The organism is Buttiauxella agrestis (genome assembly GCF_900446255.1).
GTDB lineage: Bacteria > Pseudomonadota > Gammaproteobacteria > Enterobacterales > Enterobacteriaceae > Buttiauxella > Buttiauxella agrestis.
The window spans coordinates 4971079-4987946 of record NZ_UIGI01000001.1; the positions used below are offsets into that span (position 1 = coordinate 4971079).

The 16868-nt window shown below is 51.0% G+C and carries 20 protein-coding genes; 6 read left to right on the forward strand and 14 right to left on the reverse strand.

What is annotated here, in order from left to right; translation table 11 throughout:
• The first annotated feature begins 1 nt into the window (after position 1).
• Complete coding sequence (gene phoU, locus DY231_RS23500) at positions 2-727, forward strand: phosphate signaling complex protein PhoU (protein ID WP_034499841.1); 726 nt, start codon at positions 2-4, stop codon at positions 725-727.
• A 64-nt stretch (positions 728-791) separates the two neighbouring features.
• On the opposite strand, the gene ulaA is transcribed toward phoU, so the two are convergent.
• From ulaA to DY231_RS23515, 3 genes are read right to left on the reverse strand one after another with little or no spacing between them, the layout of a single operon-like run.
• Positions 792-2048 carry a PTS ascorbate transporter subunit IIC gene (gene ulaA / locus DY231_RS23505; RefSeq protein WP_034499835.1) on the reverse strand — a complete coding sequence of 419 codons (1257 nt, stop codon included), beginning with the start codon at positions 2046-2048 and terminating at the stop codon, positions 792-794.
• Positions 2049-2060: 12 nt separating this feature from the next.
• Complete coding sequence (locus DY231_RS23510; protein ID WP_115631722.1) at positions 2061-2348, reverse strand: PTS sugar transporter subunit IIB; 288 nt, start codon at positions 2346-2348, stop codon at positions 2061-2063.
• An 18-nt stretch (positions 2349-2366) separates the two neighbouring features.
• Positions 2367-2810, reverse strand: coding sequence for a PTS sugar transporter subunit IIA (locus DY231_RS23515; protein ID WP_115631723.1), 444 nt, complete (start codon positions 2808-2810; stop codon positions 2367-2369).
• A 257-nt stretch (positions 2811-3067) separates the two neighbouring features.
• Here DY231_RS23515 and DY231_RS23520 point away from each other — a divergent pair, with 257 nt between their 5' ends.
• Positions 3068-4102: a LacI family DNA-binding transcriptional regulator gene (locus DY231_RS23520; RefSeq protein ID WP_115631724.1), complete on the forward strand. Its 1035-nt coding sequence runs from the start codon at positions 3068-3070 to the stop codon at positions 4100-4102.
• Positions 4103-4141: 39 nt separating this feature from the next.
• On the opposite strand, the gene yieH is transcribed toward DY231_RS23520, so the two are convergent.
• The gene (gene yieH, locus DY231_RS23525; RefSeq protein ID WP_115631725.1) at positions 4142-4807 is read right to left on the reverse strand and encodes a 6-phosphogluconate phosphatase; all 666 of its coding nucleotides are present in this window, start codon (positions 4805-4807) and stop codon (positions 4142-4144) included.
• Between the two features lie 179 nt (positions 4808-4986).
• Between yieH and DY231_RS23530 the strand changes: the two genes are divergently transcribed.
• Entirely contained in the window at positions 4987-6324 is a 1338-nt protein-coding gene (locus tag DY231_RS23530) for an NCS2 family permease (RefSeq protein ID WP_034499824.1), read from the forward strand.
• 41 nt (positions 6325-6365) lie between these two features.
• Here DY231_RS23530 and DY231_RS23535 read toward each other — a convergent pair whose 3' ends face one another.
• Positions 6366-6707 (reverse strand): RamA family antibiotic efflux transcriptional regulator, encoded by a 342-nt coding sequence (locus DY231_RS23535; protein ID WP_115631726.1) that lies wholly within the window; start codon positions 6705-6707, stop codon positions 6366-6368.
• A gap of 21 nt (positions 6708-6728) precedes the next feature.
• Positions 6729-7844, reverse strand: a complete 1116-nt coding sequence (locus DY231_RS23540) for an MBL fold metallo-hydrolase (RefSeq protein ID WP_115631727.1) — start codon at positions 7842-7844, stop codon at positions 6729-6731.
• 189 nt (positions 7845-8033) lie between these two features.
• Here DY231_RS23540 and DY231_RS23545 point away from each other — a divergent pair, with 189 nt between their 5' ends.
• Positions 8034-8606, forward strand: coding sequence for a TetR/AcrR family transcriptional regulator (locus DY231_RS23545; RefSeq protein ID WP_115631728.1), 573 nt, complete (start codon positions 8034-8036; stop codon positions 8604-8606).
• On the opposite strand, the gene DY231_RS23550 is transcribed toward DY231_RS23545, so the two are convergent.
• The 3 genes from DY231_RS23550 to DY231_RS23560 all read right to left on the reverse strand — a co-directional run bounded on the left by DY231_RS23550 (position 8603) and on the right by DY231_RS23560 (position 10923).
• Entirely contained in the window at positions 8603-9169 is a 567-nt protein-coding gene (locus DY231_RS23550; protein ID WP_115631729.1) for an NADPH-dependent FMN reductase, read from the reverse strand. The two genes, DY231_RS23545 and DY231_RS23550, sit on opposite strands and share 4 nt — an antisense overlap.
• A gap of 46 nt (positions 9170-9215) precedes the next feature.
• Complete coding sequence (locus DY231_RS23555; RefSeq protein WP_115631730.1) at positions 9216-9932, reverse strand: 4'-phosphopantetheinyl transferase family protein; 717 nt, start codon at positions 9930-9932, stop codon at positions 9216-9218.
• A 133-nt stretch (positions 9933-10065) separates the two neighbouring features.
• Complete coding sequence (locus DY231_RS23560; protein WP_115631731.1) at positions 10066-10923, reverse strand: MBL fold metallo-hydrolase; 858 nt, start codon at positions 10921-10923, stop codon at positions 10066-10068.
• Between the two features lie 150 nt (positions 10924-11073).
• On the opposite strand from DY231_RS23560, the gene DY231_RS23565 reads away from it, so the two are divergent.
• Positions 11074-12003: a LysR substrate-binding domain-containing protein gene (locus tag DY231_RS23565; RefSeq protein ID WP_115631732.1), complete on the forward strand. Its 930-nt coding sequence runs from the start codon at positions 11074-11076 to the stop codon at positions 12001-12003.
• Positions 12004-12043: 40 nt separating this feature from the next.
• Here the strand turns inward: DY231_RS23565 and mnmE are convergent, their stop codons facing one another.
• The 5 genes from mnmE to rpmH form a co-directional block, all read right to left on the reverse strand.
• Positions 12044-13408, reverse strand: a complete 1365-nt coding sequence (gene mnmE, locus DY231_RS23570; protein WP_034499804.1) for a tRNA uridine-5-carboxymethylaminomethyl(34) synthesis GTPase MnmE — start codon at positions 13406-13408, stop codon at positions 12044-12046.
• 107 nt (positions 13409-13515) lie between these two features.
• The gene (gene yidC / locus DY231_RS23575; RefSeq protein ID WP_115631733.1) at positions 13516-15162 is read right to left on the reverse strand and encodes a membrane protein insertase YidC; all 1647 of its coding nucleotides are present in this window, start codon (positions 15160-15162) and stop codon (positions 13516-13518) included.
• Positions 15163-15164: 2 nt separating this feature from the next.
• On the reverse strand, positions 15165-15422 hold the full coding sequence (gene yidD, locus DY231_RS23580; protein WP_072011227.1) for a membrane protein insertion efficiency factor YidD: 258 nt from the start codon (positions 15420-15422) through the stop codon (positions 15165-15167).
• The gene (rnpA, locus tag DY231_RS23585; protein ID WP_034499799.1) at positions 15386-15745 is read right to left on the reverse strand and encodes a ribonuclease P protein component; all 360 of its coding nucleotides are present in this window, start codon (positions 15743-15745) and stop codon (positions 15386-15388) included. The genes yidD and rnpA overlap by 37 nt, the downstream gene beginning before the upstream one ends.
• 17 nt (positions 15746-15762) lie before the next feature.
• Positions 15763-15903: a 50S ribosomal protein L34 gene (gene rpmH / locus DY231_RS23590; RefSeq protein ID WP_003849659.1), complete on the reverse strand. Its 141-nt coding sequence runs from the start codon at positions 15901-15903 to the stop codon at positions 15763-15765.
• A 626-nt stretch (positions 15904-16529) separates the two neighbouring features.
• On the opposite strand from rpmH, the gene DY231_RS23595 reads away from it, so the two are divergent.
• Positions 16530-16868 (forward strand): DnaA N-terminal domain-containing protein (locus DY231_RS23595; protein ID WP_305954893.1); only part of this gene is annotated, 339 nt, incomplete at its 3' end.

Consider the following 16868-nt stretch of genomic DNA (forward strand, 5'->3'; position numbering starts at 1 on the left):
AATGGATAGCCTCAATCTCAACAAACACATTTCCGGCCAGTTTAACGCCGAGCTGGAATATATCCGCACCCAGGTCATGACCATGGGTGGGCTGGTGGAGCAACAGCTTTCTGATGCGATCACCGCCATGCACAATCAAGATGGCGAGCTGGCAAAGCGCGTCATCGAAGGCGACCAGAAAGTTAACATGATGGAAGTGGCGATCGATGAAGCCTGCGTGCGTATCATCGCTAAACGCCAGCCAACCGCCAGCGACCTGCGTCTGGTAATGGCTATCATCAAAACGATTTCTGAGCTGGAACGTATCGGTGATGTCGCGGATAAAATCTGCCGCACGGCGCTGGAGAAATTCTCCCACCAGCACCAGCCGCTGCTGGTGAGCCTCGAGTCATTAGGCCGCCACACCGTGCAAATGCTGCACGACGTGCTGGATGCGTTTGCGCGTATGGATCTTGACGAAGCGGTGCGTATTTATCGCGAAGATAAGAAAGTTGACCAGGAATATGAAGGCATCGTGCGCCAGTTGATGACTTATATGATGGAAGACTCGCGCACCATTCCAAGCGTGCTGACTGCTCTGTTCTGCGCGCGTTCTATCGAGCGTATCGGCGACCGTTGCCAGAACATCTGCGAGTTTATTTTCTACTTCGTTAAAGGGCAGGACTTCCGTCATGTCGGCGGCGACGAACTGGATAAACTGCTGGCGGGTAAAGACCCGAAAGAGTGATCAAAAAACGTATAAAAAAACGCCAGCGAATCGCTGGCGTTTTTATTGGTACGTCACTCAAAGATTAGCGAACGATAATCCCTAACAGAATCCCCAGCGCACCAAAGTCGGCATCACTGAAAGTGGTGTTAGCAAAACCGATATCGCCCAGCACTGGCAGCAAGAACACTGGCAGGAAGGTAATCAGCAAGCCCTGCGCAAATGCTCCCAGAATCGCGCCACGACGTCCGCCGGTTGCGTTACCGAATACACCAGCGGCTGCACCGACGAAGAAGTGCGGCACCACGCCTGGGATAATCACGGTCATGTTCAACAGATACAGCGCGAACATACCGATTAAACCTGCGGCAAAGCTGCTCAGGAAGCCAACCAGCACAGCATTAGGTGCATACGGGAACACGACCGGGCAATCGAGCGCTGGCTTCGCGTTCGGCACCAACTTGTCGGAAATACCTTTGAACGCTGGAACGATTTCCGCAATCACCATGCGCACACCTTGCAGGATGATGTACACACCTGCCGCAAAGGTAATGGATTGCATGATGGAGAACATGAACCAGTTTTTACCACCGCTCAACTCTTTCACCACGTCAGCGCCCGCAAACAGGCACGTCACGAGGAAGATAATGCTCATGGTAAAGGAGATAGCGACCGGTGTATCACGCAAGAACAGCAGACTTTTCGGCACGTTCATGTCTTCAGTCGAATGTTCTTTATTACCAAACTTGCTGCCGATGAAACCCGCCAGCACATAAGATAATGTCGAGAAGTGGCCAATTGCTACGTCGTCAGAACCGGTAACTTGCTTCATGTAAGGGTGCGCAATGGCCGGGAAAAAGACCATCGCCACACCCACCACCAGCGAGCCAACAGCAATCAGTGTTACGCCAGTCATGCCAGCCGTTGCCAGAATCACCGCCACCATCATCGACATAAACAACGTGTGATGACCGGTCAGGAAGATAAATTTCCACGGTGTGAAGCGGGCAATCAAGATGTTGATAACCATGGCGAAGAACATGATCATCGCCATCTCTTTACCGAAGCTTTTCTGTGCGACGGAAACAATAGCTTCGTTGTTCGGCACCACGCCCTGAATACCAAAGGCGTGCTGGAATATATTGGCGAAATCACCCAGCGAAGACACGACCAGGCCAGCACCGGCACCTAAAATCACAAAACCCATAATGGTTTTGACGGTGCCTTTAATACATTCTGTGACCGGTTTTTTCTGTGCAATCAAACCAATCAAAGCGATTAAACCGACCAGTACAGCCGGTTCGGAAAGCACATCGCTCATCAAAAAACGAAAGAAATCCATATCGACCCCTGCTTACAGTGCGCCTAACTCGGTTAATGCCACGGACAAACGTTCTTTCATGGCTTTCTTATCGATCATATTGTCCAGTGCGACGATTTTGCCGCCGACGGACTGTGCGACTAATTGCTCGGCAATGTCTTTGGTGCCGACAAAAATATCGCTCGGCGTGCCTTTGGCGGAGCCGAGGTCAACGTGATCGACTTCAGCGCTCACGCCGAGATCTTTAACGATGGTTTTAATGCTCATTTCCATCATCAGACTGGTGCCTAAACCGTTACCGCATACCACTGTGATTTTCATCATTGTTCTCCTGGATAATTAATAGCGCGCAATGACGGACAAAATGTCTTGCGATGTTTTGGCCGTCAAAATGGCCTGAATGTCTTGTTCGTTATCGAATAGCTGAGCGAGTTGAGAAATCGCTTCGATGTGGCTGGTGCTGTCGGTTGCGGCCAACACAATCAACAGTTTTACCGGATCGTTTTCATCGGCATCAAAATTCACGCCTGAGGTAATCAGCGTTAGCGCCAGCGCCAGTTTATTTGCGCCCTCTTCTGGACGTGCATGTGGCATCGCAATGCCTGGGCCTACCACGTAATACGGGCCGATAGCTTCATGCGATCGGTAAATAGCTTCGACATAACGTGGTTCAATCGAGCCGTTTTCAATCAACGGGCGACACGAAATGGCTACGGCGTCGCGCCAGTCTTTAGCCTGCTCAACGACCTGAATGACCTCTGCGGTTAATAGATTTTTTAACATGCGTCTGATAACTCCCGATGATAATTAACAGGAGAGTAGATATTTTATGTATTAATTAATGTGATGGTTGTCGCATTTGATAGCGCTATCAAGGATTGTGATAACGCTATCATTTATCCCTGCTCCGACTTTGGCTATATCCAGTTCCGGCATATACAATGCGTTAGAGTTTTTGCTAACGTGTTCAATTGTTTGACGGATAGACGGTGAAATAAAAATAATGAAAACAGTGAGTTGTAGTTGCCCGGAGAACCAGAATGGAAAAAACGCGTAAGCGCCGAGGTACCGGGCGAGTCACACTGCAAGAAGTCGCCAATTTTGCGGGCGTAGGAACCATGACCGTTTCCCGTGCGCTGAGAACGCCTGATCAGGTTTCTGATAAGCTGCGAGAGAAGATAGAACAAGCGGTGGAAGCGCTGGGTTATATCCCCAATCGGGCAGCGGGCGCGCTGGCGTCCGGACACAGTGACACCGTCGCTGTACTCATTCCTTCTTTGACCGACAAAGCCAGTTCCCGCTTTATGCAGTCGTTACAGCAAGTGCTGAATAAAAACGAATTCCAGCTACTGCTTGGCTGCCATGAACATAACAAGAATAAAGAAGCTGAAATATTGATGACGTTGCTGCAAAGCAATCCTGCCGCACTGGTCATCTTTGGCTCGCAACTGGCTGAAAAAACCTGGCAAATTCTCGAAAAGGCGAATATTCCAACGATTAATGTGGTGGGTTCCCCGTTTAGCCAGGCGTCAATTTCCCTCGAAGCGTCATTTTTTGAGGCGGCGCATAAACTGACGGAACACCTGTTAGATCAGGGATATAAGAATATTGGCTTTATTGGTGCGCACATGGATAACCGTCTGCAGCGCCAGCAGCTTAATGGCTGGCATAAAGCCATGCTCAGTCGCTACCAGAATTCCGATCAGGTTATTACCACGCCCGATGCCGCCAGCCTACAGTTTGGCCGCTACGCATTGACTGAAATACTCCAGCGCCAGCCGGAACTCGATGCGGTGATTTGCAGCCATGAAGACATTGCGTTAGGGATAATGTTTGAGTGTCAGCGTCGTTTGCTAAAAATCCCGGGGAATATTGCCGTCGCCTGCCTCGATGGTTCAGATAGCTGCGATCAAACGCACCCAACACTGACCTCTATTCGCATCGATTATAAAAAGATGGGCAAAGACGCGGGTAAACTGCTGATTGAATTGCTCAATGACGAGCGGGATGATGAGTTAGATGAATCACGGGTCGAGCTTTTCAGCTACCAGATAGAGTTACGCCAAAGCACCTGAGTCATTCGGCGGATACGCTTGCGCCATCCGCCATTTTCATTAACCCGTAATATTCCAACCTCGCGCCCGCCATAACTCCGGCAACTGCGCTAAATCGGTAAACGTCGTCACTTTCGGGTGATCAATCGGCTTGTTATGCGGGTCGGCACAAAAATAGAAAACTTCCATGCCTGCGGCAATTCCTGATTGCGCACCCGCCATCGAATCATCCACCAGCACACAGTTTTTCACATCAACACGCATGGCGTCGGCGGCGTGGAACATCAGTGCCGGGTCCGGTTTCCACAGCTGAATATCGTAGCCGCTAAACAGTTTGTCCGGGAAATGGTGGAGCATTCCGGTTTTGCCCAGCGAATGATTCATCTTGCTGACCGGGCCATTGGAGACAATACACATCGGCACCTTGATTTGGTCGACTAAGGCTGCGGCACCTTCAATCTCCACCAGTTCGCTGTCGAATAGCCGTGAAACTTCGGCGCGATAAATCGGCTCCAGTTCCTCTTTTGGCAAGCTCACTCCATGTTGGGCATTGATCGTGTCGATGATCTCGTAGAGCTTGATCCCTTTAAAGGTCTTATGAACCTCCTCGAGCGCAAGCTCGATGCCGTATTGCGCAAACATATGCACGTAGGCTTTGGAGCAAATAACCTCACTATCAACCAGCGTGCCATCGCAGTCGAAGAACACCGCATCTATCCGGGACATACCGCCTCCTTTTGTTAAAGTGACATGCATCTTACCCAATTTGCGCAATTTTTGCGGCACGCAATCGTTGCCGTATAAGAAAATTCAATGAAAAAAAACTGCGCCGGGTCACCATGTTTTGTAATTTTTGGTATAGGATAGCGACGGATTTTCCCTCTCAATGTTCGGAATTAAGACTAATGAGCCAACCACAATCTACTCCGGCCGCAAATCCGGGGCTGCTCGAGCGCGTGTTTAAACTGCGCGAACACGGCACCACGGCCCGCACTGAAGTGATCGCCGGTCTCACGACCTTCCTGACGATGGTGTATATCGTTTTCGTCAACCCGCAGATCCTTGGCGCCGCTGGTATGGATACCCAGGCCGTTTTCGTCACCACCTGTTTGATTGCCGCATTAGGTAGCATCCTGATGGGTATTTTCGCCAACCTGCCCGTTGCACTGGCTCCGGCCATGGGCCTGAATGCGTTCTTCGCCTTTGTGGTGGTTGGCGCGATGGGGATTTCCTGGCAAGTCGGTATGGGTGCCATTTTCTGGGGTGCAGTCGGTTTGCTGTTGCTGACTATTTTCCGCGTGCGTTACTGGATGATTGCCAATATTCCGGTGAGTTTGCGTGTCGGTATCACCAGTGGTATCGGGCTGTTCATCGGCATGATGGGCCTGAAAAACGCCGGTATTATCGTGGCTAACAAAGATACGTTAGTGACCATCGGCAACCTGACTTCGCACAGCGTTCTGCTGGGCGCGCTGGGCTTCTTTATCATCGCTATTCTGGCTTCGCGTAACATCCACGCAGCTGTGCTGGTATCCATCGTGGTGACAACATTGCTGGGCTGGATGATGGGCGATGTGCAATATCATGGCATCGTTTCTGCGCCACCAAGCGTGCTGTCCGTTGTCGGTCAGGTGGATTTAGCCGGTTCTCTGAACATTGGCCTGGCAGGCGTTATCTTCTCCTTTATGCTGGTTAACCTGTTTGACTCCTCCGGCACGCTGATTGGCGTAACGGATAAAGCAGGCCTTGCCGACGAAAAAGGAAAATTCCCACGCATGAAGCAGGCGCTGTACGTTGATAGCGTCTCCTCTGTTGCGGGCGCGTTTATCGGAACATCTTCCGTTACGGCCTATATCGAGAGTTCTTCTGGCGTGTCTGTTGGCGGGCGCACTGGCCTGACGGCGGTGATCGTGGGCTTGTTGTTCTTGCTGGTTATCTTCCTGTCACCATTGGCGGGCATGGTTCCGGCATATGCGGCAGCAGGCGCTCTGATTTACGTTGGCGTGTTGATGACTTCCAGCTTGTCGCGCGTGAAGTGGGATGATCTGACCGAAGCGGTTCCGGCGTTTATTACCGCGGTAATGATGCCATTTAGCTTCTCCATCACCGAAGGTATCGCACTGGGCTTCATCTCATATTGCGTGATGAAACTCGGCACCGGTCGCTGGCGTGAAATCAGCCCATGCGTGATTGTCGTGGCGCTGATGTTTGTTCTGAAAATCGTCTTTATCGACGCACACTAATAGGTTGTGCCGGATGACGCTTCGCTTATCCGGCCTACTTATTACCCGTTCAACGTATGATTCTCTCTGCGATACCTGCCCGGCGGCTGATGAAATGTGCGCGTAAATATCCGCGTAAATGTCTGCTGCGAATCAAAGCCATACTTCAGACTAATATCGTAAACCTTGTTATCGGTATCGCGTAAATCACGCGCGGCCAGCAACAGTTTGCGGTCGCGAATGTATTTCCCGAGGCTCTCGCCTTTGTACTGCATAAACAAACGCTGCAAGTGCCACTTCGAATAACCCGCATGTAAGGCAATATCATCAATGCGTAATGGCTGGTGCAAATTGTCGTCAATCCATTCAACAATTGTGTCGATAACCTGAGCTGAAATAGTCATTCGTCCCCCCGCGCTTTTTGCTTACATGGCACTGGTAGATTCCCACCAGGCACTAAATTGTTGTGCGTTGTCGTTCACCCAAACAGGCTCGCCCTGCTTTGGCGTTAACAAACGGAAATTTTTGCCGGTACTGGCTTGCGCCAGGCTTTTGTACGGTGCATCCCAGGTATGTTTTGCCAGTACAAAGCGGCCCGCATGTCCCGGCAAAATCGCACGAGCATTCAAATCAACAGCGGCCTGCGCGGTTTCTTTTGGCATCATATGAATGTTGTTCCAGTCCTCGTCGTACTGACCATTTTCCATGATGGCTAAATCCACTGAGCCAAACTGCTCGCCAATCGCTTTGAAATGCGGTCCGTAGCCGGTATCGCCGCTGTAATAGACTTTGTGTTCATCGGTCACGAACATAAAACTTGCCCATAGCGTCTGGTTGCTCTTCAATGTGCGGCCAGAAAAATGTCGCGCAGGAAGTACATGAACGCTCAGCTCATTCGAAACTTTTACTGACTGGTTCCAGTCTTTTTCCTGAATGATGTCGCTATTTACTCCCCAATAGCGCAGATGTGAACCGACGCCAAGCGGCGTGATTATCTGGCGGATTTTAGGTTTCAGCGCCTTGATGGTGGCGTAATCCAGGTGATCGTAGTGGTCGTGGGAAATGATCAGCAGGTCAATTTCGGGCATCGACTCAGCCGTCCACGGGTAATCGCCGGCAAATGCTTTATTCATAAATGAAAAGGGTGCGGCGTAGCGGCTAAAAACCGGATCGATAAGAATGCGCTTCCCAGCCAGTTGCAGATACCACGACGAGTGGCCGAGCCAGACCATCGTGTCCTGCTCAATCGGCAGGCTTGCCAGATCGGTTTTAACCAACGGCAACGGTTGTTGCGGGCGAGCATTTTCAGTGCGTGTGGTCAGAAATCCCCATATCGCCGCCAGTTTACTTTTCTGGCCAGTGTAATTGAGCGTTGTGACCTGATTGCGGAATTGCCCATCAACGTAATTTGCAGAGCGTTCAACTAAACTTAGACCTTCTCCTTGCGGAGCCTGGCCAAACCCGGCATTCAGGACAAAAGGCAAACTGGCTGCTGTAGCAATCAACATAATAATAACCGCGCAAATGGAGAGACGTTTCATATCCTGGCCCGCATGTACGCCCCATCCACTGGAACGTTGCTAACAAAACTTGATAATGAGTGAGTAAGCACTCATTATAGATGAGGCGTGACATGCGTCAAGATGCTTTTCAAACGCTGACATTCAGCGTTGCAGTGGCGTAGCTCGCGTGATTCAATTCGGCTTTGTAAATTTAGAGGGTAAAATGTTGTGGCTCGTCCGAAGAGTGAAGATAAAAAACTAGCGTTACTGGAAGCGGCGACAATCGCTATTGGCCAGTCGGGTATTGTGGCGTCAACCGCGCAGATTGCCCGTGCCGCAGGTGTCGCTGAAGGCACGCTGTTCCGCTATTTTGCCACCAAGGACGATTTGCTAAACGAGCTATATCTGCATTTGAAGCAAGGTTTGCTTTTTGCGATGCAGGAAAATCTCGACCGCACGTTAAAAGACCCAAAAGAGTACACCCGCTATATCTGGAACAGTTACATCGACTGGGCTATCGCTAATCCGCAAGCGCATCGGGCGATTCGTCAGCTGGCTGTGAGTGACAAGATTGACGAAGAAACCAAGCAGAAAGTGGCGGAGTTGTTCCCTGAAATGCACGAGATCTGCTCACAATCGATATTGAAGGCTTTTCAAAATGGCCCATACCGCGCGTTTAGTGATGCCATATTTTCTTCGCTGGCAGAAACGACAATGGAGTTCGCCAGCCGCGAACCTGAACGTGCTGGCGATTATAAAGCTTTAGGCTTTGAAACGATGTGGCGAGCCTTAGCAAACTAGGCTTTAACGCGCTTAATGTAATCCCCAAACGCGGTAAGTTGCCCGGTGAGGTGATCGATCGTGCTTTGGTCGACGACTTCACCCGTTTGCGCATCCACTTTGTTCTGAATTACGCCACCCATAAACTCCGGCTTGTTCATCACCATCGCGTCGAGGAAAACCAGAATCTGGCGCAGATGATACTGGCAGCGAGCGCCGCCAATGGCGCCCATCGAACTGGTTTGAATCAGCACCGGTTTACCCGCCAGCGGCTGTTCCGGCAAACGTGACAGCCAGTCGATAGCATTCTTTAAACCGCCAGGCACCGAATAGTTATATTCCGGCGTCACAATCACCACGCCATCTGCGGCGCGAATCTGCTCGGCAATGGCTTCAACGGTCGCCGGGAAACCTTCTTCTTGCTGCATATCGGCGTCATACAGAGGAATATCTTTAATCGACGGCAATGCGTCAATGCTCATCCCTGCCGGGGCGATGCGAGGCAACGTGCGGGCAACCATGGCGTTGAATGAACCCTGGCGAAGGCTACCTAATAAAGTGACAATCTTTAACGTGTCGGACATGCATACTCCTTGGTGTCTGGACGTTCTGGGAAAATCAGTTTTGATATCACGCTTTTTCTGACGACATACTGGTTAAGCGAATAATACTGCCGTCAGGATCCCGATAACGAGATTTAACATCCCACAGACTATGCCAGTTTTGCGGGCTTTCAAACTCCCACAAACTCAGTTTTTCGATGGCGGGTGAAACCACACACCCCCAGATCAACAAACCTTCCACATCGCTAATCGCTTCAATTTCAGCCTGGTCGCTCACTCGAATTCGCCCGGCACCTGGCAAAAGTTGCAGACTTTCTTCGCGCCCCGTCAGCTTATATGCGCTTTGATGCAGCGTGCGCAGTTGCGCTTTGGCCTCACCAGGATTTTTTTGGTTATTTATCCAGATGGATTCGTTGCTGCGAAACGTCGAAGCCGACGCGATAGAAGGTAGGTTGCCGAAAGACTGATTTATCTCGATATCCAGTCCGCATCGGCCCTCGGTGGTTATCAACACACCGACTTTGTTTCCGGCATAGGCAATGCTGAAATCGGTCAGCGAAGAGTCGGCAAAGTGCGGGCGTCCAGCAGCGGTAGTGACGATCTTCGGTAATTGTTGAATGCCATACAGCATATAAAGCAATTCGGCTAACAGACTGCGGGAGGCTAAAAATCGAGAACGGCGGTGTTCTGGCATGTTGCGGGCGTGAGCATGACATTCGGCATTCAGCCGGCTCGAAAAGGGGTATTTCGGGTTGATCGTCCATCTTGCAAAATGCGTTGCCATTTGTCTCTCCTTGATACCAGGCAATTTCCTCTGTTTTTGATTGTAGGTTTTTTGGTAATGAAACGCACGGCCAGGCGTGCATAAAAAACGATCAAAACCTTAGCAAATGGTCAACGTCATGAATATTTGGGTTTTAATCTTCCGCCAGCTCAGCCTGCGTGTATTTGATGCTGTAGCCCGACTCAGAGGGATGGATATAGGCAAATCCTTGTGTTCCAAAATGCATTCCCGCGACGAGCAGGTTTTCTCGGGCGACGTGTTGCAGAATTTCTGCGCGGGTTTGTTCAGCCTGCGCAGGGTTGCAATCAAACATAATGGAAACCTCAGGGTGAGCTGATTGTATATGGGGAAAATGAACCACATCGCCCCAGATAAGCAAACTCGTTTCCTTTGAATCAATCTGAAAACCCGTGTGGCCCGGCGTATGTCCAGGGAGCCAAACCGGGCGAATGCCTTCTGTTATCTCATCTTCGGAAATAATGTGCAGCTTGGGTGCATAGGCATCAAGTACGCGGCGGGCGAGCAAAAAATTACGCTGTCCTCGCTCGCTGGCTTCGTTGAAATGATGATCGTCTCGCCAGTATTCAGCTTCAAGAGCATGTAGATAGAGTTGCGCATTTTTATATACCGCAAGCCCCTGCTCATCCAGCAAGCCACCGATATGATCGGGGTGGCAATGCGTTATTAAGAGCGTGTCGATGTCGTCAGGAGAAACTCCGGAGGCACGCAGGTTTTTGCTGAGCATGCCTCCCGCGTTGTTCAACCCTCCCGTACCGCTATCAACCAGAATAGTGCGCCCACGGCCACGTATCAGGTAGCAATTGATGTGGATATTGCCGGGTTCATCAACACCCGCGCTATGCTGAATGGCCTCTGCTGCCGGTTTTCCAATGCCTGAGAGCAAATCCAGACTGGCTGCCATATTTCCGTCACTGACGGCGGTAACCAGAAAGTCACCAATCTGACGGGAGAAAAAAGTGGGATGATTCATAACTGTTACCTCAGGATGAATGACAGGAAGCACTAGACTCGCGCGATGACTTTCCGTCATCTTAAAGGCTTAAATCAGGCTCTTATAACGATACTATTTCACCTATCAATGACATTTTGTCACTGAACCTGCACGAACAGGATGGCTCTAATGCGCAGAAAACTTCCCAGTAGCGCTTCATTGCTGGCTTTCGAGTCAGCGGCAAGACACGGTAATTTTGCCAGGGCAGCCGAGGAGTTGTCGCTAACGGAAGGCGCTATCAGTCGCCAGATAGCACGCCTTGAATCGCTACTCAGCTGTAAACTCTTTGACCGCGTAGGGAGCCGGGTAAAACTTAATCCCGTGGGGATTCGCTATTCACATCATGTTCGCGAAATGCTTGAACGACTGGAAAGAGATACCCAGTACATTTGCGGTATTCACGAAGGAGGGCAAAGCCTGGAACTTGCCGTTCTCCCCACTTTTTCAAGCCGCTGGCTTATTCCTCGTTTGAATGGTTTCAGAGCCTTGCATCCTGATATCACACTGAATATTGCCGCCCGAAGCGACCCGTTTATTCTTGCTGGAAGTGGCTTTGATGCCGCCATTCATTTTGAACATCCTGGATGGGCGGGCATGAACGTCAGTTTTCTTCTTGAGGAGCGTTTGATACCGGTATGTCATCCGACATTGCTGACAAATGCAGATATGTCGCAACAACTTAACGGATTGCCGCGTATTCATCGGCGGCAGAATCCGGAAGCCTGGCATCACTATGCCCGGCAAAATGGAATTGCTTTTGATAACCCCTCTCAAGGCGACCGCTACGACCTGCACGAAATGGCTATCGCTGCGGCAATCACGGGACAGGGTGTTGCGCTGGTGCCACGTATGTACGTTGAAAAAGAGCTTCAGGATGGTTTGCTGGTGGCGCCCTGGCCGGAATCAGAAAGCCTGAGCAAAAAGTTTTGTCTTGTGAAGCCAACCGTTTCGGGAATCAACGATCGGGCATTACAGGCTTTTGAAACCTGGTTGCAGGTAGAAATCACGAGCGGTACGGCAAGGACAGATAATAAAAAACCCGTATTAACATGTCGTTAAGACGGGTTAGTGAACGTTCACGTACTAATCAGGTTTTAGCTTACTTGCCGATACAGAAGCTCGAGAAAATGCGTCCGAGCAAATCATCCGAGGTGAATTCACCGGTGATTTCACTCAGGCTTTGCTGAGAAAGGCGCAGTTCTTCCGCCAGCAACTCCCCGGCCCACGCGCCCAGCAGCTGCGCTTTGCCTTGTTGCAGATGGTCTGCCGCCTGTTCAAGCGCCTGCAAGTGGCGACGACGCGCCAGGAAGCCGCCTTCCATATTGGTTTCAAAGCCCATGCTCTGTTTTAGATGATCGCGCAGCACATCTACGCCTTCACCGGTACGCGCAGACAGGCGTACAAGTGAGTGACCATTCACATCGCTTAGCCCCAGCGTTTCACCTGTGACATCCGCTTTGTTGCGCACCACGGTAATCGGCAAACGGGCCGGTAAGCGTGCAATAAAGTCTGGCCAAATATCGGCAGGGTCTGTGGCGTCGGTGGTGGTTCCGTCGACCATAAACAGCACGCGGTCCGCTTGTTCAATCTCATTCCACGCACGTTCGATGCCGATACGCTCAACTTCGTCGCTGGCTTCACGAAGACCTGCGGTATCGATGATATGCAGCGGCATGCCGTCGATGTGGATGTGTTCGCGCAAGACGTCACGAGTGGTGCCTGCAATATCCGTCACAATCGCGGCTTCACGCCCGGCAAGAGCGTTCAGCAGGCTCGATTTCCCGGCGTTAGGACGTCCGGCAATCACGACTTTCATGCCTTCACGCAGCAAACTGCCCTGTCGTGCTTCGGCGCGAACCGCGTCCAGATCGCCAATCACTTGATTCAGCTGCGCTTCAATTTTGCCGTCAGAAAGGAAATCGATCTCTTCATCCGGGAAATCAATCGCCGCTTCAACGTAAATTCGCAGATGAGTCAGCGCTTCAACCAGATGGTTTACTTTGGCCGAGAATGCACCCTGTAACGAATTTAACGCTGAACGCGCCGCTTGTTCTGAGCTGGCATCAATCAGGTCGGCAATCGCCTCGGCCTGTGCCAAATCCAGTTTGTCATTCAGGAACGCCCGTTCGGAGAACTCACCCGGCCTTGCGATTCGCAGCCCTGGAAGCGCCAGAATACGTTTTAACAGCAGATCGAGGATAACCGGGCCGCCGTGACCCTGAAGTTCCAGCACGTCTTCACCGGTGAACGAATTTGGGCCTGGGAACCACAGTGCGATGCCTTGATCCAGAACGCTGCCATCCGTATCACGAAATGGCAGATAATCGGCGTAGCGTGGCTTAGGGAGTTTGCCCAGAATCGCTTGTGCGACTTCACTCGCTTGACGGCCTGAGACGCGCAGGATACCGACCCCACCACGTCCCGGCGGTGTCGCCTGGGCAACGATTGTCTCGTTATGGCTCATTACTGTCCCTTCGTTTTTGATTGGTGGATGGCGCTTCGCTTATCCACTCTACGAAATAAAAAAGGCGGTCAAATGACCGCCTTTCGTTACAACTAGCTCAATCGCTATCAGGTCTTTTTCTTATCGCGGCTGTGTAAGCCACGTTTCTCAAGACCGCGATAAATCAGCTGCTGCTGGATGATGGTCACTGTGTTACTGACGATATAGTACAGTACCAGGCCTGACGGGAACCACAGGAAGAACACCGTGAAGATGACCGGCATAAAGGTCATGATCTTCTGCTGCATCGGGTCGGTCACAGTGGTCGGCGACATCTTCTGAATGAAGAACATCGTCAAGCCCATCAGGATCGGTAGGATGTAGTACGGGTCTTGTGCAGACAAGTCATGGATCCACAGTGCAAACGGCGCATGGCGCAGTTCCACAGAACCCATCAGCATGTAGTACAACGCCAGGAAGATTGGCATCTGGATAACCAGAGGCAGACAGCCACCCAACGGGTTAACTTTCTCAGCTTTATACAGAGCCATCATTTCCTGGCTCTGGCGCTGTTTATCGTCACCAATACGTTCACGCATGGCCGCCAGTTTCGGCTGCAACATACGCATTTTCGCCATGGAGGTGTACTGCGCTTTAGTCAGCGGGTACATGATGCCACGAACGATAAAGGTGATAACGATAATGGAGAAGCCCCAGTTACCGATGAAGCTGTGCAGGAATTTCAACAGCTTGAACAGCGGCTGAGAAATAAACCACAACCAACCATAATCCACAGTCAGGTCAAGGTGTGGCGCAACGGCTGCCATTTTGTCCTGAATTTCCGGGCCAACCCACAGGGTGCTACCCAGTTGAGCTGTCTGGCCTGGCTGAACCAGTTGTGGTGCGGATTTATAACCAATCGCCGCCACATCATTGCTCAGTTTGGTGGTATAGAAGTTGTTTGTACCCTGATTACGTGGAACCCACGCAGTTGCGAAGTACTGCTGCAACATCGCTACCCAACCATTGCTGGCGTTAACGTTCAGGTTTTCACCGTCAGCGATTTTATCGAATTTATATTTTTCGTATTTCGCATCTGGAGTTGAGTACGCTGCACCACGGAAAGTATGCAACGCAAAGTTGCTGCTTCCGGTATCGCGGTGGGACGGCAAATTGATGGACTGCTTCAGCTGACCAAAAGTAGCCAGTTCCAGCGGTTTCTCACCGGCGTTCTTCACGTTGTAATCCACGCTCACCGCGAACTCGCCGCGTTTCAGAGTGAATGACTTAGTAAAGGTGTTGCCAGCCGCATCGGTATAAGTCATTGGAATCACCAACTCGTTCTGGCCTTCCGGCAAGACGAAGCTGTCGCTTTCAACGTTATACAGAGGACGAGCGCCATTAGCCGGGTTATCCGGGCCGTCACGACCAGTCAGGCCGCTTTGTGCCTGGTAGATAAACTCTGGCGTGGTTTCCAGTAACTGGAACGGCTCATTGGATTTGAGCTCTTTCGGGTAGGTCAGTAACTGTGCCTGCTCAACATCACCACCACGGGTGTTGATGGAAAGCTCAAGGACGTCAGTCTTAACCGTGATGATTTTCCCCTGGCCACTGGTCGGCACACCCTGGCTTGCGGCGTTACCTGCTGCGGTGGTCGTAGTCTGCGTGGTCTGCTGTACCTGAGGTTTAGGAGCGTGGTCCTGCTCCCAGGCTTGCCAGATCATGAAAGACACGAACAACAAAGCGATGAGAAAGAGATTGCGTTGCGAATCCATCGTTAGTGTTCTCTGGTATCAAAAGGTCCAGGTGGGACGGGATCGTCTCCACCGGGGTTCAAAGGGTGGCATTTTAATACGCGTTTCACTGTCAACCAACTGCCTTTTAATACCCCAAACCTGCGCAATGCCTCAATTCCGTAGTGAGAACAGGTTGGAGTAAAACGACAATGCGGCCCGAGAAGCGGACTTATCAGGCGCTGATAGACCCTAATCAGGCCTATCAGGAGCCGGGAGACAGGCGACAGTGACGGCGCCATAACTTTTCCAATGCTTCCGATAAAGCCCGGTTATCCAGGTCTGCAACCCCTTTCTTAGCCACTACCACGAAATCCATTGGCGGGAGTTCGTGCTGACGCAAACGGAAACTCTCACGCGTCAGACGTTTAATCCGATTGCGTTCGTGTGCACGTTTAACGTTTTTCTTAGCGACTGTAAGACCGATGCGGGGATGCCCCAGCGAATTTAGGCGGCCGAGGATGGTGATTTGCGGCGTGCCAGCCCGTTGAGGCTGCTGGAAGACGAAAGTGAAATGAGTGGGAGTTAACAAGCGTAACTCCCTGGGAAATGCGAGCTTAACCACTCAGGGGTTAGCTTTTATTACTTAGAAACGGTCAGACGGGAACGGCCTTTAGCACGACGACGTGCCAAAACCTGACGACCATTTTTAGTTGCCATACGAGCACGGAAACCGTGTGAACGGTTACGCTTCAGTACGGACGGTTGAAAAGTGCGTTTCATGGCGATTTCTACCTAAACTTGGATAAATTTCACTGGGTTAGCGAAGAGCCTTGCAGAAACTGCAAATGACTTACGCCTCAGTGTGGCTGATTAAAGAGGCCGGATTGTAATAATTGTACACTCCGGAGTCAATTCTCTTTCCTTATTCCCGTGCCTTAATTCGCTTTTTGACCCCTGAAACGACCAGGATCTGACCAAAATAAAGCCGTGGTGACACGCGACGGGTGGGGAATTATACGGCGTCCCCATTAAAGCGCAAGGATCGACTGGGATCTTCCTTAGATCAGATAAGCTGATTTTGTGCGCTAGTCATTAAATTTTCCAATATAGGAATGTTATGCGCTACGCGTTTAGCAGGATCGTTTACACTTAGACTCCACAAAACAACCCTGTGGATAAATCGGGAAGAAACTGTGAGAAACAGAAGATCTCTGGCGCACTTTAGGCTATGATCCGCGGTCCCGATCGTGATCCTTTAGCGTTCACCCTGGGGTAAACCGCAGATAGCGGTTCGCACGCTTCCCGTACCGGGGTTCCGTTGAGGAAGAGTCGGCGTGTGTCAACAATCATGAATATAAACTTTCAGTCTTCGTCATTTTATCGACTTTGTTCGAGTGGAGTCCGCCGTGTCACTTTCGCTTTGGCAGCAGTGTCTTGCCCGATTGCAGGATGAGTTACCAGCCACAGAATTCAGTATGTGGATACGCCCCCTACAGGCGGAACTAAGCGATAACACGCTGGCCCTGTATGCGCCAAACCGTTTTGTACTCGATTGGGTGAGAGATAAGTACCTCAATAACATCAATGGCTTGCTCAATGATTTTTGCGGTACGGATGCCCCTGTCCTACGTTTTGAAGTTGGCAGCAAACCGGTCAGTCAAGTACTGAGCCCGCAGACTGTTGCTACTACAGCTCCTGCGCATATTGCACGCCCTACAACGCATCATCGCCCAAGCTGGGATAAC

Coding starts and splice junctions, on each gene's coding strand:
- phoU (WP_034499841.1), top strand. CDS start 2: ATGGATAGCCTCAATCTCAACAAACACATTTCCGGCCAGTTTAACGCC.
- ulaA (WP_034499835.1), bottom strand. CDS start 2,048: ATGGATTTCTTTCGTTTTTTGATGAGCGATGTGCTTTCCGAACCGGCT.
- DY231_RS23510 (WP_115631722.1), bottom strand. CDS start 2,348: ATGAAAATCACAGTGGTATGCGGTAACGGTTTAGGCACCAGTCTGATG.
- DY231_RS23515 (WP_115631723.1), bottom strand. CDS start 2,810: ATGTTAAAAAATCTATTAACCGCAGAGGTCATTCAGGTCGTTGAGCAG.
- DY231_RS23520 (WP_115631724.1), top strand. CDS start 3,068: ATGGAAAAAACGCGTAAGCGCCGAGGTACCGGGCGAGTCACACTGCAA.
- yieH (WP_115631725.1), bottom strand. CDS start 4,807: ATGTCCCGGATAGATGCGGTGTTCTTCGACTGCGATGGCACGCTGGTT.
- DY231_RS23530 (WP_034499824.1), top strand. CDS start 4,987: ATGAGCCAACCACAATCTACTCCGGCCGCAAATCCGGGGCTGCTCGAG.
- DY231_RS23535 (WP_115631726.1), bottom strand. CDS start 6,707: ATGACTATTTCAGCTCAGGTTATCGACACAATTGTTGAATGGATTGAC.
- DY231_RS23540 (WP_115631727.1), bottom strand. CDS start 7,844: ATGAAACGTCTCTCCATTTGCGCGGTTATTATTATGTTGATTGCTACA.
- DY231_RS23550 (WP_115631729.1), bottom strand. CDS start 9,169: ATGTCCGACACGTTAAAGATTGTCACTTTATTAGGTAGCCTTCGCCAG.
- DY231_RS23555 (WP_115631730.1), bottom strand. CDS start 9,932: ATGGCAACGCATTTTGCAAGATGGACGATCAACCCGAAATACCCCTTT.
- DY231_RS23560 (WP_115631731.1), bottom strand. CDS start 10,923: ATGAATCATCCCACTTTTTTCTCCCGTCAGATTGGTGACTTTCTGGTT.
- DY231_RS23565 (WP_115631732.1), top strand. CDS start 11,074: ATGCGCAGAAAACTTCCCAGTAGCGCTTCATTGCTGGCTTTCGAGTCA.
- mnmE (WP_034499804.1), bottom strand. CDS start 13,408: ATGAGCCATAACGAGACAATCGTTGCCCAGGCGACACCGCCGGGACGT.
- yidC (WP_115631733.1), bottom strand. CDS start 15,162: ATGGATTCGCAACGCAATCTCTTTCTCATCGCTTTGTTGTTCGTGTCT.
- yidD (WP_072011227.1), bottom strand. CDS start 15,422: ATGGCGCCGTCACTGTCGCCTGTCTCCCGGCTCCTGATAGGCCTGATT.
- rpmH (WP_003849659.1), bottom strand. CDS start 15,903: ATGAAACGCACTTTTCAACCGTCCGTACTGAAGCGTAACCGTTCACAC.